The following is a 24746-nucleotide window of genomic DNA, read 5'->3' on the forward strand; positions in this document are numbered from 1 at the left end:
ATTCATAGCAGAACTTGTATTAATATCGTCTTCCTGACGCAGGTCAGGATCCATTCTTAGCAGCACTTGAATCAATATCGTCTTCCTGACGCAGGTCAGGATCCATTCTTAGCAGCGCTTGCATCAATATTGTCTTCCTGACGCAGGTCAGGATCCATAAAACAACTCATGTCAGCATTTTCTATTTTTCAACAGTCATTTGAAAATTAACCCCTTGTCGCGTTGGCGACAGCAACCAAAGAGGGTCGGCCGCTGGCCCCTCACTGGACTCACCCAGCGACGCTGATCTTCAAATAAATAATTGATGTGAACGTAAACGCCATGAAAGCACATCCATGTGCCAGCATGGCTTGAAGCGCATTGCCTATAGGGATTTACGTACTCTGATTAGGAAGACCGATTAATTTATTACCTTCAAGTTTAATGATGGTATCTTGGTGGGCATAAGCAAGACTAGATAAAAGCATAAATAAGATTAAATACTTCACTGACTTTCCGTGATCGCAACGCTTCACCTATGGCACTTTTAGTGTCAGTTGCATGGCCTTGTTGGAGATTATAACTTTTACGAACGGCTTATTTTCAGTGGGTTGTTCGTATAAGAGTTTATGTACTTGGAATCAAAAAAGCAGCCAATAAATATGTGAAAAAGAGATTATGGCTGCTTAACTTTGTCGCGCTGTGAGTCGCGCTAAACAATTAAATTAACGAGTAATAGGACATATATACGTACACATTATGTAGTTTGTTGGAATTGACCATCCTCCACCGACTTGTTTGGTTTGTTCCTGATTTAACGACTTTTCTGTATAAGATAGAGACTTGATTGTTTTTTTATTGAGTTTCACTTTCATAATTCATTCCTTTATATTAATAGTCTTAGTTCACTGCCATGCCGATCCTTATTTAAAGCTAAATCGCATAAAGCTACATACCAAAATTACGGCAATATAGAGTGAACAAAAATTACTCTATCACTTGGACCTGTATAAGGCAATATGTTAAGCGTTATACAAATTAAATTGAAATTACAGAGGTATGTATTGACGATGTACCGATGGGTGCTCGTGGCGCTACTTGTCGACGGGCTAATTTTTTGACCAGTTTTATATTGGTATTTACCCTGATTTTGAGAGTGGTTAAATTGTTATATGTAGTAATAAGGAAAGATAGCTGCTGACAGGTTTTGAGCAGCTAACGTAACTAGCTTTGGGCAGCTCATACCCCCATATGCAGCTCTTTATTTGCTTGTCGGTTTGTCTTGTTTTTCTCTAAAAAGGAAGGTTCTTGGCGTGAATGCGATTTAACTGTTTGCTTACTCGATTTATCAAATAAAATTAGCCCCCACAGAGGGTAGTTCAGCTCTAATTATATAGCGTACCTGAGATTTGGGTTAATATACGGTTAAGCAAACGTTAATATGATCAAGTTCATTGAAACCACGCCTTGGTGGTTCTTAATACTTCTTTAGAATCAATGGGGTCAGAGTCTGTGCGATCCCCACAAAATAATTATGCGTTTGTATAATCATAACCCTCTCCTATATTACGAAGCTGCTTCATTGCATTTAAGCAGCTCCGCATATACAACTTTATCCCATTATCTGCAGAGACACGCTGCCCAATAAATTGTAATGACGATACGTTATCTGTTTTTAAAGAGTTAGCTTGATACTGCCTGTACTTATTCTCAAGCTTAGCCGTCATACCTATAATCATGAAAAACCAGTGTGCCAAAGTGGTGAGTAATACAAGCAAGGATAAACGGCTTTGAATGGTTGTCTGATTGTAGTTAAACCCTTGTCCAAAGCGCCGGCTTTTCATGTCTCTAAACCCTTCTTCTATCTGCATTCTTAACTGGTAAATCTTAACTAGCTTAGTTGCAGAGTTGCGTGAATAAGGAAGTGAACTAGAGATAAGCCACGGATCTCTAGCAGACTTAATATGCACTTTTGCATGCTTTGATTGTTTTGGTTTTCCCGAGCGATTGAGTGATTTCCTTCCTTTCGCTTTTTGCTTGTATACAACAAGCTGACACTTCAAGGGATTCCTACGAGCAATGTAGCCAATAAATGCTTGAGCATGTTGTGTCGCTTTTTTATAAAGATGTGTGATGCATTGCCAATTTTCTTCATCAACAGATTAAAAATTTGGCAGTCGGGTTCTACCAACAAAATCCCAACCTTGGGCTAATACACTGCGAAACCAAGGCGTTTTAAAACCTGCATCCGTGACAATAATAGGCTTACAATCCTGCGGCAGTACTTGGGCTAATTTTTTCAAGAACAACGTATGCGTTATTGGTTTTTCTTTGGTTTTGAGTGAATGAACTTCTTCATAGGCACATATACTTCGTTTATTTGATGGCAAAGAAGCGCGAAGCAAGAAGTGGCGTTTATATTCATCTAAATCAGACCAATCAACTAAAATAATGGGTCGCTTTTTAGTGCCTACGGTATGTTTAGCTAATTCGGCATAGATGCCTAGACTTTCACGAGCAAGGTTCGTGTTTGATAGCAATCTATCCGCTCGCTTAATTTTATGTTTTTCCTTCACATTGCAATCAATACCTCTGCCTATCGTTGTCACTGTGGCGGCAGACCCTGAAATTAGACTCGCAACAGCAGCTATAAGACTATTCCTGCGATATGTATGCATATTAGGGGTGACAAAGGTGAGTGTTTTCTTCAAAATGGTGGTTACTTTCATAGTGTGTAGTGGTGTGTGATTTTTGGCGATTGATCAGATCGCGAAATATTGTGAAAGTTCCCATATATTATTTTATCAGGCTGATTTTTATAAATTATTTCTGGGGATAGCTCAGACTCTGACCCCATTGAGCCCTGCATCATTGAGGTCAGGTCTTGCATTGAGTTGGCTCTGGTTAATGACAGTAAGTTACTTTTTTCATTTAGGGATCACATTACCATTGTTGCTGGTACGATGAGTTGCTACTCTCAAAATAAATAACCATAATTTTGAGGCAACGTCATGCAGGAGTTTTTCGAAAAGTTTGCAATTAATACAAAAGTGAATGTGGTGTGGGGAGAAATGGATGCATTGGGGCATGTGAATAACGTGTCGTATTTTCGCTATTTTGAAACCGCGCGAATTGATTTTTTAAGCCAAACGGGCTTACTGTCTATATTGTCAGAACCCAGCCATAGCCCTGTTCTGCGTGATACTTACGCGCAATACAAACGGCCAGTGACTTTTCCTGATACGCTGCATATTGGTTCATACATTACTGATATAAAAGAAGACCGCTTCACGATGCGCTACGAGGCGTTTAGTGAATCACAGCAAGTAATATGCACAACGGGGTATGCGAGTGTGGTGATGTTTAATATGAACTCAGGGCAAAAAGCCTCCATTCCAAGCAATATGCTAACCATACTGAAGCAATACACGTTAGACAACAATCGCAACTGACGGGTTAAAAGTTCAGTTGGATGGATGCTGTATAAGTGTTGTGTCTCGGAGTGTGAACATCAAATGACTCATAGGGCGATTGCACGAAGCAAGACCCGGCCCTGATTATCCTCTTTTAATTTCACTCGCGCATAGTCAATTACAGACAAAAAACGCTTGAACTATCCTCGCTTGACTTTGTTAATAAAACATTTAACCATCGTTAATAGTGTGAAATTTAACCATGTATTTACTTTGTAATAAGGATAATCAAACAGGTGATTTATGAAAAAGTCTCTATTAGTGTTGTCAGTGGCGTTTGGACTGTCTGCGTGTAACATTGATGACAGGTTGCAATTTGCGTCAGAAACAAAAAAGAGTGAACAGGTGCATTTGAGTGCCGAAAATACGGGGTTGCTCATTATTGATGCGCAGCAAGGATATGTCATGGATAGTGACGACTTTTGGGTCAAGCTCTTCTATCCGGAATATGAAATACCAGCACAAAATGTCGACCCTCAATTGCATTCTAGCATTGACCGTATTGCACAATTGGCGCAAAAAGCCAATGAATTAAATATGCCAACAACCATTACTTACGAAGCTTTCGAAACCGATTTGGGTTTAGATTATACGCCTTACATAACGCGAATTGAGCAAGCGCTTGATGAAAACACCCAAAGCTACTTTAAACAAACGTTTAATTCAACATTAGAAACTGACATACATGCAGCAATGAAAGCGTGGTCTGATGCAGGAGTTTCTCGAGTGGTTGTCGCGGGTGCAGAAACCGATGTGTGTGTTATGCAAACAGTTTTAGGGCTCAAGAAAATGGGCTTTGATGTATATTTGGCGAGTGACGCGACTTTTTCTACTGAAATTTATGAACGACCCACTTTCAAGCGTTTACAGCAAGCAGGTGTTAAGTTGGCAAAGGCCAGTGAAATTATTGAATCGATGGAAGCCAAGGACAAATTGATTTATAGTCCGCGCTATACCGTAGGCATGCGAGATGAGCTTCATCAAGGCGACCGTCACAAAATTGCGATGATCAATTTTAATATGGATGACACAAGTTTGGCTAAGGCCGAACATGATAATAAACCGGCAACAGTGCCTAGGTTTACATTTTTAGGGCTAGAACAGCAATTTATATTTAGCTACATGCCGAGTTTTCATGTGAACAAAAAGGGTAAAGCTTACACATCTAAATATCGCAAAAATACCAATGTTGTGAGCTATAAAACAATTGACCCTGTGATTGCAGATATAAAAGCCGCTGGCAAGACGCAAGCGGTTATCTCAGGCGTGGTTTCGCAGTTAGGTTTGTATGATGCGGTCTATAAGTTAATAGAAGCAGATATTACGCCAGTCATTCTAGAAGACGCATTACTAGGATCTGATGTAGATCCAATCCACTATTTAGATTATATCTATCAATTGGGTGCGGTGCCAAGTACGCAAAAGTCGCATGACTATGAGATGTATGTTCAAGTACAACTAGGAGATTTAACTGAAGAGGAAATTGCGGCTTACTTTCAAATGATAGAGTTAAATGAAGCAATTATCCCAGAGGTATACCCGCGTTTACGTTAGGTTTAGGGTTGGCAAATCTTACAATACAATAAAATTGCACCTCAAATTAAAGGGGTTAGAATCAAAGGGATCGGAGTCGTTGGTCCCTTCTTAAATAATGAAGCTGTTGCTCTCGATAAGTTGAAGTACCAGCTAGCATACGTGCTTTACTAGTACCTCGCGAAAGTGGAAGAAAGTCAGCAGATTGTAGAAAATTTGGTAATCATCACTCTGATCCTATTGCCAGTGATCCCATTGTGTAGAACGAAGTCGAACTAATTAAGTTTTTAAAACGAATGGGCTTACTGTCTGTTTTATAAACTAATACTGCTTAATGCACTGTTATAGGGTGATCATTAACGACTAAAGATTGACCGTTTTCCTTTGCGCGAATAAAACTAGAGATTAAAACGTCATTTGATAAGGTGTTTATATCGTCGACCTTTTCAACCGTGCAAAACGTAATAGACTCCCAACCTAAACCCTTAATAAAAGTTTTAAGCTGTTTGATATTACCTTGGTAATTTTCATCGGTTGTTAGTAAACCGATAGAGTGTTTATTGCCGAGTGTGTACTTGCCATTGTGTGTGGTCGAACATTTGGCGTACCCGCTCAACACATACACTGTATTGTCGCTGTTATTCATTGTGTTTTGCGTACTTAAGTGAATTTTAACTTTACATGCATTTTTCAAACCAAATTAGTAAATGTGTTTATGTGATGTGCCTACGCCTTGAAAAATAGGGCATAAAAAATGATCGGCTACCGACATTTGGTCGTGGATGTCCTATAGGGTGTCAATTTTTTGTATGGAACAACGGGGAAGTACTCGAGTCTCTAACAAGGGTGAGAATGAACCCCATGGCAAAGCAGCGAGTTATGACTATGTGTTTTCAGGTTCTTAATAACTTTATGATAGTCAGTTTATATTGGGTATATAAAGATTTTCTTAACGCGAAGTTAAACTTCTATTTTTTATCTAAAGCTTCTTTAGTTATGCATAATATCGTATTTGAAAAATATAACTTCCTTGAAAAACGCCGTACTTGTTCCGATATCGTTTTGTGGTACATTTATTGAGCAGCTTTAATTGCAATAACAACAAGGAAAGAAAATATGAAAATAAAAAAATATTTCCATTTTATATCAGCGGTATTACTCACATTTTGGTCTTCGTTAGTATTTAGTTTAAATTCAGAGGGTCTTGAGCAGATTAATTCTGGTCGGTTTGTATTTATTGGTGACTCACAAGATAGTTTAGCTTTACAGATTAAGTTAAAAAAGAATGGCAAGGGGATACTAAAACAAATAGCTAAGTCAAATATCCACTGGTATTCAAGTGATACAGGTATTGAAATTTCACTATTAGAACCTATGCTGCAATGGCAGTTTGAACAGGAGGGCGCTCAATTTAAGGTTGAATTAACCAGTGTCTCATTAGTTGCACAGGAGCAAGGCAAAATCGCAGCTACTATAACGCAGCAGTTGGTAAACGTTCAAACTGAAGAGGTGTTGGAGAAGTCTTATCCTGTTACTCAGGGTAAATTACTTAGAGTCGGTGAGCTCAAAAATTGGGAGACAGAGCTGACAGATAAAGTATGGACTATCTCTAACTTTGATCTTATTCATTACCCTCAAGAAGGGACAGAGGCTTTTCATGCCGTGCAGGTCGAATTTTATGACAATGGCCGAGGGAAAATTTACTTTCCTGACAGTGTAGCAGAAGACATGAGATGGAAAGTACGTGAAAATAGACTTGCTATTAAGTATTACCACAGCGGCGCCAAGCGTCTATTTAAATTTTGGGTTGTCGAGGAGTATGCTGGAATTGGATGGCGATATATTGCTAACGTAAAAGGGCTGAAAAATACAGACCCAATCACCCGAAGTGGTTATATGATAGCGAATCAAAATCGTAGTTTTGCCACAGAAGACTTTTATGGAAAGTGGCAAGCAAATGGAGCACAATTTGATTATTATGCAGATAATTATTACATCCCAAACGTAGTGCACCCTAGTTCTAAGTGGAGCCTGACTGATGCGGGGGAGATATATCGAGAAAAAATAGTTCACCCAATACTGGGCACGGTGTCAGAGTGCCCTGATGACACTTGTTATTCTTCTTGTGAATTCAATCTTAAATTATTGGCACGTGATGCTGATACTCTCTTCGTTCACCAGCAATTAAATTCAGAACTTGTTCCGCAAGGCCCATTTTTCGATCTAGGTAGTGCAATAATGAAATTTAAGTTAGATAAACACAATGGTATAGATGCCTTTTCTTACGATTGGTTAGATTATGCGAGTTTAGTGTTAAATAGCTCAGGTAGTGAAACGCGTTTATTCTTTTTCTCTCGCCCGAATAGCTTAGGTGGTACAGACTACCTATACGCAGAAAATAGCCCTAACAATATTGTTGGTCGCTTTGTAGTGAAGCAAGGGAAGTTACATTTGGAGTCCAGCGAAAGCGCTTATATTTTCGAAATCACGGAGTTCAACAGAAATAGCGTTACTTCATGTCGCTATGAAGCAGGAAAAACTTGTGATGAAGGGGAAACGGTGAGTTTTAACTTTGACAATGGCGCACCACATTTAGGATCAAGAAAATAACTAACCAATTTAGTCGTGCGTAACTGACTGAGAGAGTTTCAGGCTTGTGGTTTTAAATACCTTGAAACTTATTAAACAGGCAATAAAGTGATGGCCCATTAAAGCAGCCATCACATACCCACCTCTAAACAGCTTTATAAGCATCTGAAAGGTATTAGAAAGGAGATGTATTCAGCGATATTGAAGCTATTAATAACGACGCAAACTTATTCACTCGCAGCTGCTAGTATTGCATTCGTAAGTTTTTTTGAATTAGGTAAAAAGCCGTTTAGGTAGGCGATAATTTGCCCTTGAGCATTTGTTAGTTTATACACGTTTGATACCGCACATTCGCTACATGTCACGTTATGCAATTGATACTGTGTTTCAGTTAAGCCGGTATAGTGGTAAAGCATGTTGTTTTTCACCACGAGTCGAGTATTGAAATACTGACAACATCGATAGTTCATATACCCCATACGCAGTAGTATGCCTACCATACATAACGACAACACATTAAAGTACCAAACTTGTTGGTTCATAATAAAACTTGAAATGGCAAGCGCCAGCATAACAATGACGAGTAAGCCAAGCCAAACTTGCTGCATTACTTTGAACCCGCCTTGTGATTCGAATGTGATTTCTTGACGATGCATTTAATACCTTTATTACAATGTGTATATAATATTGGGACGAGATTTTAGCGCAATGCAATCATAAAGCACAGTAATAAGGGCTGAAAAGGGGAGTTGTTCTAAGTTCAAACACTTAATGACCCTTGCTCTTAAACCGGACCTTCATTGATAACCCTGGCGACATACGCTCTACATTAATAGTACCTTGCTGTGCTAATACAAGTTCATTGACGAGCGCCAGTCCTATCCCTGTACCTTGGGTTGAACGTGTGAGCTCATTGCCGCCTCGGTAAAATAGTTCAAAAATTTTACTCTCTTGTTCGGGTGATATGCCTTCACCATAATCGCGAATTTCCATCATAATATGGTTTTTGATATTGGGTTCAGCTGTGAAGTTAACCTCTATTCTTTGGCGTTTATCATCTTGGATTTTTTCAGTGTCGAAAAACTTGATTGCGTTGTCGGTTATGTTAATCACAATTTGTGAAAAGGCATCTAAATCAACATAGAGTAGGACATGTTCGGGGTGTTCAAAGTCACTAGAGATATTAATTTTAAAGTTATTTTTAAGTAGCAACGACGACACTTTTGACTGAATGATGTCAGATAAAATACTGAGCTTGGTATACTGCGGCTTAATATTGTGTTGAGGTTGGCTGAGCTTCGATAGCTGCAATATATTGTCAATCAATCGAGACAAGCGCTCACTTTCGCTGTGTATAAACTCGTAATACTCTGATTTATATTCTTCAGAGGGAACCATGCCTGACTTTAACATTTCAGAATACATACGAATTGAAGTTAACGGGGTTTTGAGCTCATGACTGACGGAAGACACAAAGTTGAGGCGCTGCTCTGCGAGAGTGATGTGTTTAACCCCTAAACGATAAAAGCCATAGCAGCCAAGTACAATGCCAACCATCAAGAGTGCCATCAAGCCTAGGCTATATGTTGCTGCTAAAGGCAGTATGAGCTGTGAGGTAGAATAAGTGAGCTTATAGTCCTTAAAGGGCCATCTCAATGCATGACTATTTAATACCTGTTGGGTTAATTGGTCATCTAGGTGCTTAGTTGAGGTAATGCTTGATGTACCTTGTGGGTCGCTCTTATAGATCAAATAAACGTTATCTGCATTCGTTCTATTGGGAGCTACAGTGACAGCAATGGTATTTTTAAATAGCACTGTTTTTAACGTATTGGCAATTTGGTCGTTTAAGTAGGCTTCTACATCAATGATGTAGCCTTGTAATTGCTTTATGTCGTTCACGGATACAATCCGATAAAAAATAAGATATCCAGCGACATCTGATAATAAAAGAAATTTCTCGTTATTTGCCGATAGGTCATGGTCAATGAGTGTGTTTAGTTCATTCGATTTTGCTGTGATGTTGTATAAGTTTAAAGCGAGCTTTTTACGCTCTCTCATTTCTTTATCATCTTGGGGGGTTATTAATCTTTTAGGGCTTTTGATGGTATGAGGCCATACTGGACTATTAAAGTTACCTTCTTTATCTAGTTGGAAATATCCAATCAAGCCTGTAAATCTTGTATGATAATCTGGGTTTGAAAGAGGTGATGGTACTCGGCTTATTTTTTGAGTACTGGGATTGTAAATATGCTGGTAATAATTAAATTCACGTGTACTTAATGCATTATCAAATACGATACGCTTAAATAATCTAAGGTTTAATTGAGAGGTTATTTCTTGCGTTTTACTTTGGTATTCAGTTAAAAGGTCTTGTTCAAACTGAGTGTAACCTTTATACAACACCAAGCTGATTGGAGTGAGCAGTAAGGTTAAAAAAACCAGTGTAAATACACGAAGACGATAAATACGTTGCTGGTAATTTAATAAGCGTTTATTTGAGAATAGTGATGTCATATTTACGACTGAGCACTAAATAGTTGATATCCTTCACCCCTTAGGGTGACCAAGTGAACTGGCGTTTTAGAGTCGCGCTCAATTTTTTTGCGTATTTTGGCGATATGGATGTCGACCGTGCGTGTATCTATGTGCTCCGTTGATTTATACCCCCAGATCTCTCTCAGTAACTCATCACGTGAAACCGGGGATTTTTGTTGATTCAAGTAACTTAACAGAGTGACTTCACGACGGGTGTAGCGTACTTCTTGTCCGTAAGACGTTCCCGTTAATTTTTGCATACAAATACTGATATGGTCGCCAATGTTTAGTTTATTATCATTACTTGATAAGCCAGAACGCCTTATCAATGCGGTCACTCTCAATATCAATTCTGAAGCAGAGAAGGGTTTAGCGACATAATCATCTGCGCCAAGGGTAAGGCCATTAATTATATCTTCTTCAGTATTCTTTGCGGTTAACATAAGGATCGGTTGCACTTGAGATTGCTGCCTAATTGCATTACAAATTTCAAAACCGTTCATGGACGGCAACATCACATCTAGAATAATACAAGTGTATTGGCCCTCAACAGCTCGGTTTAACCCTTTTTTACCATCCATTTCACTGTCGACTTCAAAGCCATGGAAGGTAAATAAGTCCGTTAAGCCTCGTAATATGCTTGGCTCATCTTCGACGATAAGCAGAGTGGGTTTTATATTCATTTTATTCTTTTTATTAATTAACTTACTTAAGACTTACTCTATCATTGTTATTAAAATATCAAATGCAAAGTTTTGTAAAACTAGAATGTTATAGCGCTTATTTTGACACTTTAACTCTAATGGTTTCACGTAGTGTTTGTCGCTTTTTGTTATATTTTTTGAGTAGCACTCTAAATTCAGGCATGTCTTGCAAGGGCTTTAGTAAATGATCGTTTTGTAAGGTCCACCACTGCATATTAAATGATTCTATCCAACCCATCCCGAGTGCACTCGATAAATAATGCAGCGCTTGCTGTGTATTTCCAAGCATACTTGCTACTCGCGCTAAAGAAAATTGGGTTTGAATATTATCAAATACATGGCCTTGCTGAAGGAATGTGTGTACTTTATTTAATAGCATTTCGGCGTTTTTTTTGTCATTTAAATACAGGGTAGATACCGCTAGTAAAATGACTGCAGGATAGTTATCAGCGGTGATCTCGGTGTGCGTTAAAGTACTTTTGTTACGCCACTGAGGGTGTAATTTTAGTAGGGTATTTTTGGCTGAGCTAAAGCGGGCAGCGCGAAATTGCGCATTGGCGAGTTCTAAGTGCGCTTCTTGAGTGTAAGGTATACGAGCTATACGCTGCTTTATATTGGATAGGACTTGCTCGTCGTTGCCCTGTTCACTGAGTCTAATTAAGTTCATGCTATAGACAAAGTGACCGTGTATTGGTCGCATTTTATCAAGCAGCTGCTCAGCTGTTTTGTTTGCGCCAACACTCAGGTATGCCAGCACTTGCTGCTCGCATACTTCAATGCTTGAACAATTGGTAAATAGGGCTGTATTGTCTGCATGCCAATCAGCCATCGCTAAAATTGACGCCTGAGTATACCTGTTCACTTTTGCTGACTGAAAAGGGTGCATAGTCATGTTACCTTCCAAATCTAGCGCTTGTTGATATACTTTTTGGGCCGCATCTAGCTGACCCATTGATTTCAATAAGTGACTGAATGAGCGTTTTAGTGATGCGGACAATGGATTAAGTGTGATTGCTTGGCGTAAATGGTCAATGGCTTGTTGTTGCTTACCTAAGCGCGTTAATAAAATGCTATACCAAAGATGGGTTGTGGCATTACTTTCAAGGTTAAGTGAGCGAGTAAATAAGGCTTCAGCTTGGTGATAAAGCGTGCTGTCTTTCATCGCTTTTGCTTTGTCTGATAAGATCATGCCTTGGGTGGCAAGCGCGAGTGGAGAATTTGGGTTTAGCGCTAGTGCTGTGTTTATATGTGGGAGCGCAGCCTCGATTGCGTCAAGCTCCCCCCAGCTACCAAAGGTGTGTAAAAATGCATAGCTAATGGCTAGTCCAATATGTGCTGGGGCATAATCAGGTTCAAGTTCTAAGCTGTGCTTAAAGTAATCGACCGCTTTATTTAGTGCGTGTGGCGTGCGTTGACGCCAATGATATTGCCCCATTAAATACCATTCATAAGCTTGAGCGTTGATAGTTTGGCTCTGTAGTGCTGCTTTATTGGTCTTAGGGTGAATGAGCGTATGTATGACTTGGCTGATGGTATCCTGTAGTTGAAAGTGATTCTGATTGTTGCTGTCAAAGGTGTTTGACCAAAGTAGTTGGCCATTTTGGGTACTAATTACTCTGACAGTGATCCGAGTTTGTTCATTGAGTCTTTGTACACTGCCATCAAGTAATGCCTCGACTTGCAGTGCGTCACCAATTGCGGTGGCATTGTATTTTTCTCGATAAGTAAAAGAGGAATAACGGGAAATCACTTTTAACGATTTAATTTGAGAAAGTTGATTGATAATCGCGTCTGATAAGCCATCGGCAAAGTACTGATTATTTTGGTTTGGGCTTAAGTCATCAAAAGGCAGCACGGCAATAGAGTCTATATTAAGCTTGGCTGTGATACTTTCCTCGACTGGCTGAGCAAAATACCCCGTTATAAATGTGCTAAAGAGTAAGCTACATACGACAAGTAACGTGAGCAAGCGTGTTTTACTTATATGATGTGAAGCGGTGTTTTTGATCTCTTTGACCGGTGCAATCAGTATGTACCCTTCATTGGGTTGTGTCTTGATAAAAATGGGATGTCGCGCATTATCGTCAAGTGCTTTACGTATTTTACTCACCGTGACCGACAAAATGTCGTTCGTAACGCACTTGCCTTTCCATAAGTGCGCCAAAATTTGCTCTTTGGTGACTGTTTTTCCAGCATTTTGAATTAACAGCAACAAAAGTTGCATGCTTTTATTATCGAGTTGGCGTGTGCCAGATTGGCTTATAAGGCTATTACTATTTGAGCATATGCGCCAAGCGCCCAGTTGGTACTTTGGGTTATGTTCCATGCTTATATCCATACACTAACGTTACTTTTTTGTTCACCCAAGTCTGATCCATTTTTGTCATTATTATTCTTAGTTAGGCAGTAAGGTTTGAACCTTAAATAGGTAATAAAACCCCTATGTCATTGTGCAGGTTTGTTGCTCGAATATCAAAAATAAACAGGCAAGGCGAGATTTAGGAACAAAGCACTTATTTATTGGGCTGAAACTGAAGGTGCTTTAAAAATAACTCAAGTGATTTTACTTTCAACTAACTGATAATAAAGCTTAGTTTTTTATTGAGTTGGTTAACTTCAAACTTTGGAAGATTTTAGGTGTTTTAACTTGTTCAAACTACACGGTCTTTGTAGCGTTTAATTAAATGAGGTTGAACCCGAAGATGGTTAATTAAGAGAGCTAAGATGCACAAGAAATCAAAATTAAAAAGCGCCGTCATGTTCATGTTATTTATGAGTACCTGTGGGCAAGTCGACGCAAGCAACATGAATACTAGTATTGAAAGTCAACATACAGCACCAAAAGCAACAGAGGTTGAAGCAAAAGGTCGATTTTGGGATCTGCCATACCTTGAAAAAGCTTTTATTACCCCTAAGCCTGAGGAAAATAAAGACGGTATTACAGTGGGCAAGCTAGACCTTAATAACACGAGTAAGGCAGGCATCATGAACTTTGCTACAGCAATCGCTGAGAACAAGTATGGCCAATACGATAGCCTGCTGATCTCTCATAAAGGTAAGTTGGTATTTGAGTCATACTATCATCGTGGGCGGGTTGACTTGCCGCATGATCAAGCGTCTGCAGCGAAAGCGTATACCAGTTTATTACTTGGCAGGGCAATGCAGCTTGGGTATTTAAGTATGGCTGATTTGCATAAGCCCTTAGTGCATTTTTTGAAGGAATTAGACACAGAACAGCTGGTAAAAGGCGCTGAAAACATCACGCTTCATAAAGTTCTAACGATGCGCAGTGGGTTAAAAATACATCAAGAAAAAGCTGATGAGTTATCTAAACGACATAGCCAGCTTTCGAGCACGGTTGTAAATAGAGTTCATGGCCAAGGCTTTGTTCAAGAGCTACTAGTACATAGTAAACCCATTACCCCAGCTTCTCAGAGTTTTGTTTATGGTAATTATAATCCGACATTGGTTATGCAAGTTATTGCTGCCCTTGTTCCGGGGAATGTTGATAAGTTTATTGAAAATGAACTGCTAGATAAATTAGGGATCACCGATTATCGATGGATGACGGCGATTAGTGGGTTGCCAGAAGCAGGTTGGCGAGTCAGTTTAAAGTCACGCGATATGATGAAACTGGCAGAGCTAGTGCGCAATGATGGGAACTGGCAAGGAGAGCAGCTGATACCTGTTGTTTATTTAGATAAGGCAACGCAAAAGCTAACTAAGCCAGTTAGTGATTGGATCCCAAAGCATTATTCTTATGGCTATTTTTGGTATCAAACGGATGTGGACATTAACGATAGGTCATATAGTACGCATATTGCGTGGGGTGGGGGTGGTCAGCGTTTAATTATTGTTAAAGAACTTGATTTAACCATCGTGACCACCGGCCATGATGCAGACGATAGAATTTTCGAGCATATAGCTAAAAGTGTAATACCTGCATTTGTTTTGTGATTTAAAAGTGCACTGAAAATTAGCAGCAAAGCTTCATCACCTCCCCTCGAAGAACATGCGCTATCCGTTGTTATAACAAACAAGTTATCGGTAGCGCTGCTTATCTATGGTCATTGCATAGGGTCAAAGAGTCGAGTTGCATTATTTTTTCTAGGTATTTGTATTTAGTCTTATCTTTTTTGCAATTAAGAGTTTTGCAGTTTATTTTCTTAGGAGAATAGACCTGCTTATGCGTTGCCTTTATTTCGGCTAGCGACCTTTAAATTGTATAAAAATAAGAAGACAGATATGACATATTCTAAGGAAAGAGGGTTTAAAGCTAAACACATGGTTATGAGTGGTGTAGCTGTATTATTAGCGATATATTTTTTAGTCGGATTCTATTCAGCTCCGAAGGGTATAATACATGACAAAAACATGGTTAATGATGTGACCATGTTAAACCCTATCAGAGTTGCAAAGGTTGTTGAGCCTCAAAAAATAGAAGATATACAGCGTGCTATTTTATCAACGAATGGGGAAATTTCTGTCGGTGGGGGAAGGTATAGCCAAGGTGGGCAAATTGCAAAGGAACAGAGCCTTCACCTTGATATGAGAAAGTTTAATCAAGTCATTTACTTTAACCCTGAGCTGCGCGAAATTACCGTTCAAAGTGGCATGCGTTGGCGAGATATACAAGATATTATCGACCCGCATGGTCTCTCAGTTAAAATCATGCAATCTTATTCAAACTTTACTGTTGGCGGTTCATTAAGTGTGAATGTACATGGCAGATATATGGGGGAAGGGCCGATCATTCGCTCAGTCAAATCAGTCAAAGTGGTTATGGCTGATGCAAGCATTATTAACGCTTCTGCACAGCAAAACTCAGAATTATTTTATGGTGTGATTGGTGGGTACGGAGGGCTAGGTGTTATAGCACAAGCGACACTTAAACTAATGCCCAATGTTAAGGTCGCTAGAGAAACGACGTATATGAGAGTTGATGAATATAGTACGTTCTTTGCAGATAGGATTAAAGAAAACGCTAATATTGTGTTTCATAACGCCGATATTTACCCGCCCGATTATACTCATATAAATAGCGTAAGTTGGGTACGCACTGAAAAGCCACTCACGGTAACAACAAACCTTATACCTCGTGATAAAAGCTATTGGTGGCAACCTAAAGTGGCCAAGTTTGTCGCTGATTCACACTTTGGGAAGTGGTTAAGGCAGCATGTTTTAGAACCAGCTAAATACGCTTTTGACGCGGTGCAATGGCGAAACTATGAAGCAAGCTATGATGTTAAAGAGCTAGAGCCAAAAAGTAGAGACACAGAAACATACGTATTAAGAGAGTATTTTGTGCCCGTAGCGCGGTTTGACAGTTTTGCGCGAGCAATGTCGCAAATTTTTAAAAAGTATGAAGTCAATGTTATTAACGTATCGGTACGCCATGCACTGCCTGATACAGGCTCTTTATTAGCGTGGGCAAAAGAAGAAGTGTTTGCATTTGTTGTGTATTATCGTCAGGGAACATTAGTACAGGACGAACGAGCCGTTGCTGTATGGAGTCGAGAATTAGTAGATGCTGTCATAGCACATAACGGCGCTTATTATTTACCATATCAAAGGCACGCGACCACTGAACAGTTCCACTTGGCCTACCCAAGAGCGAGTGAGTTTTTCCAATTAAAGCATAGAGTTGATCCTAATAATCGTTTTACCAATAAGTTATGGGAGCAGCACTATGATAATTAAATCTGAGAAGTATTTTTGTGTTCAAGTATATGGATATTATAACTGGGAGTGAATGGGTTTGAGTACGATCATCAGAGGGGGACTGTCTCATTTTGAATATATCTGAAAATCAAAGCTCCAGATTAAGCAAGAGGGGAGCTTGCGGCGTGCTCTAGGTATTTAGGATGGTATCTAATAGCCTACAAACATTGACCTCTGTCGCATTCTAGACAACCCTATTAAAGAGCAATTTTTGGCAATCTAAAAATAAAATATAATACTGGGTGGTTTTATGAAATTTCAACGTCCTTGGGCGTCAGCTTTATTATTGTTAGTGAGTATTGGTATTACGCTTACCTTTCATCACAACATTGCTAGCTTTTATGTTAAGCACGCCATCGACTCAGAGCTAGAATTTTTACTAGAAAAGTTAGAAACGCACGTTGGCGAAGCCATCAATATGAATGAGCAGTTCACCCAGACACTTGCATTTGATTGTTCAGCATCAGATATGACGCAAATGCAACGGGCTGCATTTACCAGCCCTCATGTACGGTTGTTTGAGGTGCATATTGAAAATGGTAAAGAGTGCTCCAGTCATGGTAAAGCCATTGAGCAAAGTGAAGAGGCGTCTTGGCATGCGTTGCGTGATAATGTATTCATTGGCTCAGAGCTTAACAGCATTACTCATACACATGATTTGGCAGTGATCTATAAAACCCCGAATTATAGACTTATCGCAGATATTGAGCCTATTCATATTCCTCGGGCATTTTGTGATGAATGTGCGGTATTAAAGGTACAATTGGATAACTTTGATATTTTAGTCAGCGATATTGATAGTCAAGCAGACAACTTAGCGTTGTCTTCGTTTATTTACTCAGATAAATACCCGTTTTCTTTGTCATTGTCAGTATCTAAGAATTACCTATCTCCGATAGAGCATTGGAGTGGGGCGGTGAGTTTGGGGATTGGCGGAGTATTTGGGCTGCTTTTAGTCATCGCGATGCAGTGGTTATTGAGCCAGAATCAAACGATGGAAGCACTGATTAAGCAAGGCCTGCAATCCCATGAATTTAAACCTTTTTATCAACCTATTTTACACTCTAAGTCTGGGAAAATTGTTGGTTGTGAGGTGCTAGTTCGTTGGGTAAAAGAAGATGGCACGGTGATCCCACCTTATCAATTTATCCCCTATGCGGAAGACTCTGGTTTAATTATCCCTATCACAGAGCAGTTACTTTATCGGGTTGTACGCGATATCAAAAAGCTGGGCTGGGCGGGCACCGATAAGTTTATGAGTGTAAATATTGTACCTGAACATCTTTATAGTGATGATTTATATGCTTATATTAAAAATTTAAAGACCGATGGTTCATGGGACTTTAAAAATTTATCTTTAGAGATCACTGAGCGACGTAAAATTGAAGACTTACAACAAGCCAAAGTGACCTTGTCAAAGTTTTATGAATTGGGCATTGAACTCAAGCTCGACGATGCGGGTACAGGCTATGGCGGGTTCTCTTATGTTCAGGAATTAGGTATCTCTACCATTAAAATAGATAAGATGTTCATTGATGTGATTGGGACGGATGATATGAAAAATTCGGTACTCTCATCAATCATCGCATTTGCAGAGGCGTCATCTAAAAAAACCATTGCCGAAGGGGTAGAAACCAATGAGCAGGTAGAGTTCTTAGCAAAGCATGGTGTTTATAAAATACAAGGGTATGTTTATGCTAAGCCAATGCCATTTAATGAGCTCGTAGAGTGGAAAAAAGTCGCTAAAAACTTACTTACGATGAAGCATGACTAGCTTAATCCTGTCGTTCTTATCCTAAGCTAGGTTAATCAATAACCTAGCTTGAACCATGTAAAATAGCAGGCTTTTTATTGATACACGTTTTGGTTAGCGCTAAAAGTTGCTGATTATTGTGGCATAAAAGTTTTTGCCAATGGTATTTAAATTACAGAGGTTTTTTTAACTCATTGAAATTAAATGTTTGTTTTTGATTTTTGATGCGATTCTGATATCAAAACGAAACCATTCATACTTTTACTGAGCGTTTTTATAAGGCGGCTATATTAATTACGTCACACCTTTATGCTTATCGCAGGCATGATCTGTCTTTTTCCTCTGAAATTACCTCTGCTTTATTTTCTAAGCGCCAGCTATTGCTCGAAAAGTGCTCATAACTCTTGTTAGCTTTTCGGTGAAAAGCGTAAATCGGTAAATATTTTAAAAAAAATTGCAAAAAATCGTTCGGATAGGCCCATTGGAACGACAGTCGGACGCGATTAAGACATTGTTCATATCGAATCTTAATATTTAAAAGAGAAATGATATGAAAATTTTTGAATGGTCAGGCACACGCAGTCAGTTACTTTCTTTACTTTGGGTTTTTCTAACAGTGAATTACATTTTTTGCGATGTGTTTAGTTTACATCTGGGCAAATACTTAGATGCATTATTGTCGGGGGCAGTCGGTGGTATGAACATCACCGAAGAATTCTTGCTCGCTTTTGCTATTGTATTGCAAATCCCTATGATCATGATTGTTTTGTCGAGCGTGTTAACTTTCAGACTAAGCAAATATTGTAATATCGTTGCTGGGATTATTACCACCTCAATTCAAACCTATACCGTGACAATGGGTGGCACACTTCATTATATGTTCTTTAGCTTTTTCGAGATTTGTACGGGGTTACTCATTATTTATTTGGCAGCCACTTGGCAGCAAGAATCAACGTCGTAGATAGCTGTATTGAAGGAGCAGAAATATGAACCGTTTGACCATGAACACACATAATGTACCTTGCTGGGATGCACGCTTTTTCATGATTGCAGGTGTTTTTATGTTGATAAACACCGTAATGCTGTGGGCGCGTTTTTATTTAGACCATCAGCTCTCTATTTTATGGCCAGCCATACCTGCGGTTATAGGTTTGGCGGCAGGCGTATTTGGCCTCTTTAAGCTCTATACACCCGTTGTAAATAACGCACCGCTCATGGCGAAAAGTGGGATTTCTTTTGCATTTTTGGCCTGTTTTTCTTTAGGGAGCGCTGCGATATGGCTTTTCGGCATGTCGCTATTGTATGGTGCAGTGCCGCAACCAACACCGCAGTGGTTCACCCTGTTAATCGTAGTCTTTATGGTTGCAGTGGTACTGGCATTTCTCTGTTATGCCATTGCATTTTTACGAAGTGAAGCACAGCGGAAAATAGGGTACTTGTTATCAGTGCCCGTGGCTATGTGGGCTTTAATGCTGGTGGTGTGCAGTATAAAAGGCATGGAAGCAGGTTTGTCGCTGGATTATTACACTAATGCGGTCATTTCAGTGACTTTTTTAGCGTTAGGGTTTTCTTTAAGAAAATAAAATAATGTAAGTTGTTGATATTAATTGTTAACTTTTATTTGGAGATAGCATTAGAAGAAATAAAAAAATGAAAATAAAAATGAAAAAGATCAAAAGGTGCCATGTTTTTTAGCGTAAGACTTTTTATGCAGTGAAAATTAATGGAAGAACACTGCCGATGGACCAGTATGCGATTTGACTTTATAATTACTTTTGTAAAGTCAAATTGAATACTTGGTAACTAAATGGTCAATCTTTTTCCTACAATTTTATATTCCTGCATGCTGGGCATAACAATCTTTGCTTTGATAGACGTTTTTAACAAACCAAAACAAAGGCACACTTTTTTTTTGAAAGGATTGTTGTTATTGCTATTGATACATTTAGCGGGTGAGCTATTTATCTATTCCGGTGCTTATGTTTACGCACCTGCATTGGCGGGGGCTCAATTTCCGTTTCGGGCGTTGCTGGGTCCAGCACTATATTTTTATGCCTATGCGATGATGTCACCTGGTAAATCAGTGGGTAAGCGAGTGTATCTATTGGCATCAGTTGGGCCCATTTTAGTTGTATTGATTATGCTGCCCTTTATTTTTATGATCAGCCCCGCTGAAAAACTGGCTCTGGCGACCCCCTCTACACGGGATCCTGAACTTTGGAAAATAGCGGTGTTTACCTGTTTGGCTACGACGTTTGTTTTTATCGCGTTTACGGTTTTATTTTTAGCAATGGCGTTTAACCTCCACAGTAAGCATTGCCAGCAATTGATGGAACGCTTTTCTGACATTGAGCAACGAGCTGTGGGGTGGTTTAAAGCGGTATTGTTCATTTGGGGCGCTGTTTGGTTTATGTATGCTGTTGAGTTTGCTTTAGGCGCACTGGGGTGGCGTTGGTTTGGCTCAGGCATTGTACTGCCTATTTTTGAAGTGATTGCACTGACTCTTTTTGTGCAAAAGGCCTTGGGTCAAAGGGCACTGCATAGCGTAGACAAAGGTTTACCGCGTGCGAGTCAAGGTAGAGCGGCGTTACTCAGCGATGAAAAAATGCAACTGGTTGCGTCTAAACTTGAGCAGTCGATGAAAGAAGGTAAGTTGTTTTTGCACAATGATTTATCTTTAAAGAAGCTCTCAGAATCGATTGCGGAAACCGAAAACCATATATCAGAAACTCTTTCTCAGCTTTTACAGACTAATTTTTTCCAATTCGTGAATGGTTTTCGTATTGAGGAAGCAAAAGCTGAATTGCAAGATAAGGGGAAACTCGTGACTAATATTGCCTTAGATGTGGGTTTTAACTCTAAATCGACATTTAATACCGCATTTAAAAAGGTCGCCGGATGTAGCCCATCCGCCTATCGCAATTTACTTAATGACATATAAGCCAGACATGCTTTAAACATACCTTGTTATCGTTATTTAAAAAGGTATGTCTGGATATATAGGGTAAGTTGCTTTGATAAGGGCTTAAGCTATATGGTTCATGGTTCATGGTTCATGGTTCATGGTTCATGGTTCATGGTTCATGGTTCATTGTTCATGGTTCATTGTTCATTGTTCATTGTTCATTGTTCATTGTTCAGTTTTATTTTTTTGTATCAGCGTATTTGCACCAGACCAAGCGACAACAGAGTAACCGATAACGAACGGCAGGGGTTCTACGCTCAGCCACAAGAACAATAAAAGGCCAGCGCTTGACCAAACTCGGCTTCATATTTGGTAACACCAACCAGTAAAAATGTAATGACAGCCACTTGCAGGGTGTGCATGACTTTAAAGTGATGAGCACTTAGCCTATTAACAAACGGTGCTTGCTTGTTTAAAGTGACCCAGCGCAGGGCATAGACTAAAACGAAGAACCACACCGTTATTTTTAAGATATTTGTATTCAGTGAATAGAGAAGGTCAACATTATTAGACTCCAGATAATCAAAAAAAGTAAAAATAATGAGCTGAACAAAAGTCGTTAACACACAGAATGAAATGATTTTAAGCACGATGCACCTCTTTGATTTTATTGGAATAATGTAATGACCATTCCTTACTTTGTCAATTACCGGCTTCGCGTTGGCGTTTTATGAAGGGTTAAATATTAAATTGTTACTTTTCGCTGATTTAACAAAGTTTTTAGGGGGTTACGAACGGTAATGCTATTGAAGTAGCGGTGTTGAAATATTTCATTTATTAGAGGTTCAGGTATCGAGGAGGCAAAGGCATCATAGTGTTAAAATTGTTGTGCTGACTTTGATTTTCACCCAGAACTATAGGTGGTGCTATTGATATTGAGGACTCAAAAAGTGAAATAGGAATGAGCTTTCAGACTAGCAGGCAAGAATAAACATGGCTATAGAATCTCGACAAGGCTCAACTTGTATTTTTTACGTTGAGCCTGTTGAACAAAAGAATATAAAAGTAGGGTTAAGCTGTATTAGTTAAGCTGTATTAGTTAAGCCGATAACTCTTTTCTGATGATCTCGGCACCAGCACTTAACGCGTTCAGCTTTCCTCTCGCGACGGTATGCGATAACGGGGCCATACCGCAGTTTGTACATGGGTAGAGTTTATCTGCATCAACAAATTGAAGTGCTTTTCTTAAAGTATCAGCGACTTCTTCAGGTGTTTCAATGGTGTTACTGGCAACATCAATCGCACCTACCATGACTTTTTTGCCACGAATGAGTTCCAGTAAGTCCATAGGCACATGAGAGTTGTGGCACTCAAGTGAAATAATATCGATACTCGACTTTTGTAGCTTAGGGAAGGCTTCTTCATACTGTCGCCACTCAGATCCTAAGGTTTTCTTCCAATCTGTATTGGCTTTAATGCCATAGCCGTAACAAATATGCACCGCTGTTTCACATTTGAGCCCTTCAATAGCACGCTCTAGTGTGGCAATGCCCCAATCATTCACTTCATCAAAAAATACGTTAAATGCTGGTTCATCGAATTGAATAATATCGACACCCGCAGCCTCTAACTCTTTGGCTTCTTGGTTGAGTATTTTTGCAAATTCCCAGGCCAGCTTTTCGCGGCTTTTGTAATGGGCATCATACAATGTGTCGATCATAGTCATAGGCCCAGGCAATGCCCACTTTATCGGTTGTTTGGTTTGCTTACGTAAGAACTTAGCATCTTCAACAAAAACAGGCTTTTGGCGGCTAACGGGGCCAACGACGGTTGGTACGCTTGCATCGTAGCGATCGCGAATTTTTACTGTTTCACGTTTTTCAAAGTCAACGCCATTAAGGTGTTCAATAAAGGTGGTCACAAAGTGCTGACGAGTTTGTTCGCCGTCACTAACAATATCAATACCAGCATGCTGTTGGTCTTGTAATGACAGACGCAAAGCATCTTGTTTTCCGACAATAAGCTCATTGTCTTGTAATTTCCAAGGAGACCAAAGTGTTTCAGGTTCTGCAAGCCACAAAGGTTTTGGTAAGCTGCCTGCTGTTGAAGTCGGTAATAATGTTTTCATAATTGATGATGTCGCATATATTGGGTTAATGACTGAACGTAAACTATTTCGCAGTATCGCCACGCCACGAGGGCGTGGTTTTATTGTCTGTGCTTACAGCGCGTAGCTCTGTGACCACTTATCAAGCACATGTTGATGTGGTTTGATAAAGTGCTCTTCAGCAAATTTACCTTGCTCACTGGCTAATCTACTGCGCTCTTCTCGGTCATAAATAATCTGTGTTAATGAATGATCTAAGTTCTTTAAATTTGGCTTGTACGATGTACCCGCAGCCGCATTTGCATTGTAAATCTCTGGTCTGTAGATTTTCTGGAACGTTTCCATTGTGCTAATGGTGCTGATCAGCTCAAGGCTTGTGTAGTCATTTAGCAAATCTCCAAAGAAGAAGAATGCCAAAGGCGCAACGCTGTTTGGTGGCATAAAGTAACGCACCTGTAAGCCCATTTTCTTGAAATATTGTTCCGTTAAAGACGATTCATTAGGTAGATATTCCACGCCGAGTACTGGATGCTGATTTTCAGTGCGATGATAAGTTTTATTATCTGAAACACTTAAGCATATGACAGGCGGCTTTTTGAAATTGTCTTTATACACTTGTGAATTTACAAAGTACTGAAATAGCTTGCCATGTAATTCACCAAAGTTCTCAGGGATGCTGAATTTAGGCTGATCTTTATTGTACTGTTGGAGCAACACGCTAAAGTCGTAATCTCGAACATAAGAAGAGAAGTTATTGCCAACAATACCTTCAATACGCTTATTTGTTTTATGATCGATAATGTGTGTTTTTAAGATTTCAATCGATGGGAACGTTTGACCACTGCCTTCGATATCCATGTTTACTGACACTATCTCCAGTTCAACTGAATAACGGTCTCCTTTGGTGTTATCCCAGTTAGCCAATGCATTAAAACTATTATCAATCATTTTTAACGCGTTACGTAAGTTAGCTTGACGATGACTGCCTCTTGCTAAGTTTGCAAAGTTCGTCGTGATACGCGTATTGTCAGATGGGTGATAATTTTCGTCGAGACTTATGCTCTTAATCGTAAATGTAAATTCTTTATTCATTGTGATCTGGTATCCAATTTTCTGAGATAAAACCTGAATTAGTTGTTGCTCTTTCTGGTCTTTCTAATCTACTTCCTTGCGTTACCCTGCAGGTAATACCCGGGAAGTCATATAGTTATTCTGTCTATGTACGTTCAGAATCCACCGTTATGGTGTTTAGCGTTAAGAGCATAGTGTGATTTATACGTGGTTCACGACTTGAAGAAAAACGGTTTAATTTCAGATACAACATGAGTCATATTCACGTTAAAGGTAATTAAGCGTATCAACCAATTTGATGGAGCATATTTTGAGCGAAAACAGACAAATTAGCACATGGATGCTTGGGTGTCTGGATGTCTAGATGTTTTGT

The 24746-nt window shown here is 39.4% G+C and carries 19 protein-coding genes; 9 read left to right on the top strand and 10 right to left on the bottom strand.

The features are described from left to right. Nucleotides 1-1511: 1511 nt before the first annotated feature. Together BGP78_RS09880 and BGP78_RS09885 are read right to left on the bottom strand one after the other, a co-directional pair. Nucleotides 1512-2042 carry a transposase gene (locus tag BGP78_RS09880; RefSeq protein ID WP_182912259.1) on the bottom strand — a complete coding sequence of 177 codons (531 nt, stop codon included), beginning with the start codon at nucleotides 2040-2042 and terminating at the stop codon, nucleotides 1512-1514. Nucleotides 2043-2141: 99 nt separating this feature from the next. Next, nucleotides 2142-2690 carry an IS4 family transposase gene (locus BGP78_RS09885; protein ID WP_182912260.1) on the bottom strand — a complete coding sequence of 183 codons (549 nt, stop codon included), beginning with the start codon at nucleotides 2688-2690 and terminating at the stop codon, nucleotides 2142-2144. A 300-nt stretch (nucleotides 2691-2990) separates the two neighbouring features. On the opposite strand from BGP78_RS09885, the gene BGP78_RS09890 reads away from it, so the two are divergent. Together BGP78_RS09890 and BGP78_RS09895 are read left to right on the top strand one after the other, a co-directional pair. Further along, complete coding sequence (locus tag BGP78_RS09890; RefSeq protein WP_119861239.1) at nucleotides 2991-3431, top strand: thioesterase family protein; 441 nt, start codon at nucleotides 2991-2993, stop codon at nucleotides 3429-3431. Between the two features lie 264 nt (nucleotides 3432-3695). Then, a complete protein-coding gene (locus BGP78_RS09895) occupies nucleotides 3696-5006 on the top strand; it encodes a cysteine hydrolase family protein (RefSeq protein WP_119861240.1) in 1311 nt (436 codons plus the stop codon). A gap of 310 nt (nucleotides 5007-5316) precedes the next feature. Here BGP78_RS09895 and BGP78_RS09900 read toward each other — a convergent pair whose 3' ends face one another. Further along, the gene (locus BGP78_RS09900; protein WP_119861276.1) at nucleotides 5317-5631 is read right to left on the bottom strand and encodes a hypothetical protein; all 315 of its coding nucleotides are present in this window, start codon (nucleotides 5629-5631) and stop codon (nucleotides 5317-5319) included. Between the two features lie 470 nt (nucleotides 5632-6101). On the opposite strand from BGP78_RS09900, the gene BGP78_RS09910 reads away from it, so the two are divergent. Then, nucleotides 6102-7595 (top strand): hypothetical protein, encoded by a 1494-nt coding sequence (locus tag BGP78_RS09910; protein WP_119861242.1) that lies wholly within the window; start codon nucleotides 6102-6104, stop codon nucleotides 7593-7595. Between the two features lie 206 nt (nucleotides 7596-7801). Here the strand turns inward: BGP78_RS09910 and BGP78_RS09915 are convergent, their stop codons facing one another. From BGP78_RS09915 to BGP78_RS09930, 4 genes are all read right to left on the bottom strand, one after another. Next, nucleotides 7802-8230, bottom strand: a complete 429-nt coding sequence (locus BGP78_RS09915) for a hypothetical protein (RefSeq protein ID WP_119861243.1) — start codon at nucleotides 8228-8230, stop codon at nucleotides 7802-7804. Nucleotides 8231-8342: 112 nt separating this feature from the next. Next, a complete protein-coding gene (locus BGP78_RS09920) occupies nucleotides 8343-10091 on the bottom strand; it encodes a sensor histidine kinase KdpD (RefSeq protein WP_119861244.1) in 1749 nt (582 codons plus the stop codon). Nucleotides 10092-10093: 2 nt separating this feature from the next. Beyond that, a complete protein-coding gene (locus BGP78_RS09925; RefSeq protein WP_119861245.1) occupies nucleotides 10094-10795 on the bottom strand; it encodes a response regulator transcription factor in 702 nt (233 codons plus the stop codon). A gap of 97 nt (nucleotides 10796-10892) precedes the next feature. Further along, the gene (locus BGP78_RS09930; RefSeq protein ID WP_182912261.1) at nucleotides 10893-13142 is read right to left on the bottom strand and encodes a winged helix-turn-helix domain-containing protein; all 2250 of its coding nucleotides are present in this window, start codon (nucleotides 13140-13142) and stop codon (nucleotides 10893-10895) included. A gap of 398 nt (nucleotides 13143-13540) precedes the next feature. On the opposite strand from BGP78_RS09930, the gene BGP78_RS09935 reads away from it, so the two are divergent. The 6 genes from BGP78_RS09935 to BGP78_RS09960 all read left to right on the top strand — a co-directional run bounded on the left by BGP78_RS09935 (nucleotide 13541) and on the right by BGP78_RS09960 (nucleotide 21231). Continuing rightward, the gene (locus tag BGP78_RS09935) at nucleotides 13541-14773 is read left to right on the top strand and encodes a serine hydrolase (protein ID WP_119861247.1); all 1233 of its coding nucleotides are present in this window, start codon (nucleotides 13541-13543) and stop codon (nucleotides 14771-14773) included. Nucleotides 14774-15061: 288 nt separating this feature from the next. Next, nucleotides 15062-16516: an FAD-binding protein gene (locus BGP78_RS09940; protein WP_259386264.1), complete on the top strand. Its 1455-nt coding sequence runs from the start codon at nucleotides 15062-15064 to the stop codon at nucleotides 16514-16516. 271 nt (nucleotides 16517-16787) lie between these two features. Continuing rightward, nucleotides 16788-18311: an EAL domain-containing protein gene (locus BGP78_RS09945; protein WP_119861248.1), complete on the top strand. Its 1524-nt coding sequence runs from the start codon at nucleotides 16788-16790 to the stop codon at nucleotides 18309-18311. Nucleotides 18312-18840: 529 nt separating this feature from the next. Further along, nucleotides 18841-19251, top strand: coding sequence for a DUF6326 family protein (locus BGP78_RS09950; RefSeq protein ID WP_220475518.1), 411 nt, complete (start codon nucleotides 18841-18843; stop codon nucleotides 19249-19251). Between the two features lie 25 nt (nucleotides 19252-19276). After that, a complete protein-coding gene (locus BGP78_RS09955; RefSeq protein ID WP_119861249.1) occupies nucleotides 19277-19873 on the top strand; it encodes a hypothetical protein in 597 nt (198 codons plus the stop codon). Nucleotides 19874-20220: 347 nt separating this feature from the next. Further along, complete coding sequence (locus tag BGP78_RS09960) at nucleotides 20221-21231, top strand: AraC family transcriptional regulator (protein ID WP_119861279.1); 1011 nt, start codon at nucleotides 20221-20223, stop codon at nucleotides 21229-21231. Nucleotides 21232-21512: 281 nt separating this feature from the next. Here the strand turns inward: BGP78_RS09960 and BGP78_RS09965 are convergent, their stop codons facing one another. The 3 genes from BGP78_RS09965 to BGP78_RS09975 all read right to left on the bottom strand — a co-directional run bounded on the left by BGP78_RS09965 (nucleotide 21513) and on the right by BGP78_RS09975 (nucleotide 24394). Then, nucleotides 21513-21845, bottom strand: coding sequence for a hypothetical protein (locus BGP78_RS09965; RefSeq protein ID WP_119861250.1), 333 nt, complete (start codon nucleotides 21843-21845; stop codon nucleotides 21513-21515). Nucleotides 21846-22294: 449 nt separating this feature from the next. After that, nucleotides 22295-23323: a methionine synthase gene (locus BGP78_RS09970; RefSeq protein WP_119861251.1), complete on the bottom strand. Its 1029-nt coding sequence runs from the start codon at nucleotides 23321-23323 to the stop codon at nucleotides 22295-22297. Nucleotides 23324-23416: 93 nt separating this feature from the next. Further along, a complete protein-coding gene (locus tag BGP78_RS09975) occupies nucleotides 23417-24394 on the bottom strand; it encodes a DUF1852 domain-containing protein (RefSeq protein WP_119861252.1) in 978 nt (325 codons plus the stop codon). Nucleotides 24395-24746 lie beyond the last annotated feature (352 nt).

The sequence above is a fragment of the Pseudoalteromonas sp. MSK9-3 genome (assembly GCF_003590335.1).
Taxonomy (GTDB): Bacteria; Pseudomonadota; Gammaproteobacteria; order Enterobacterales; family Alteromonadaceae; genus Pseudoalteromonas.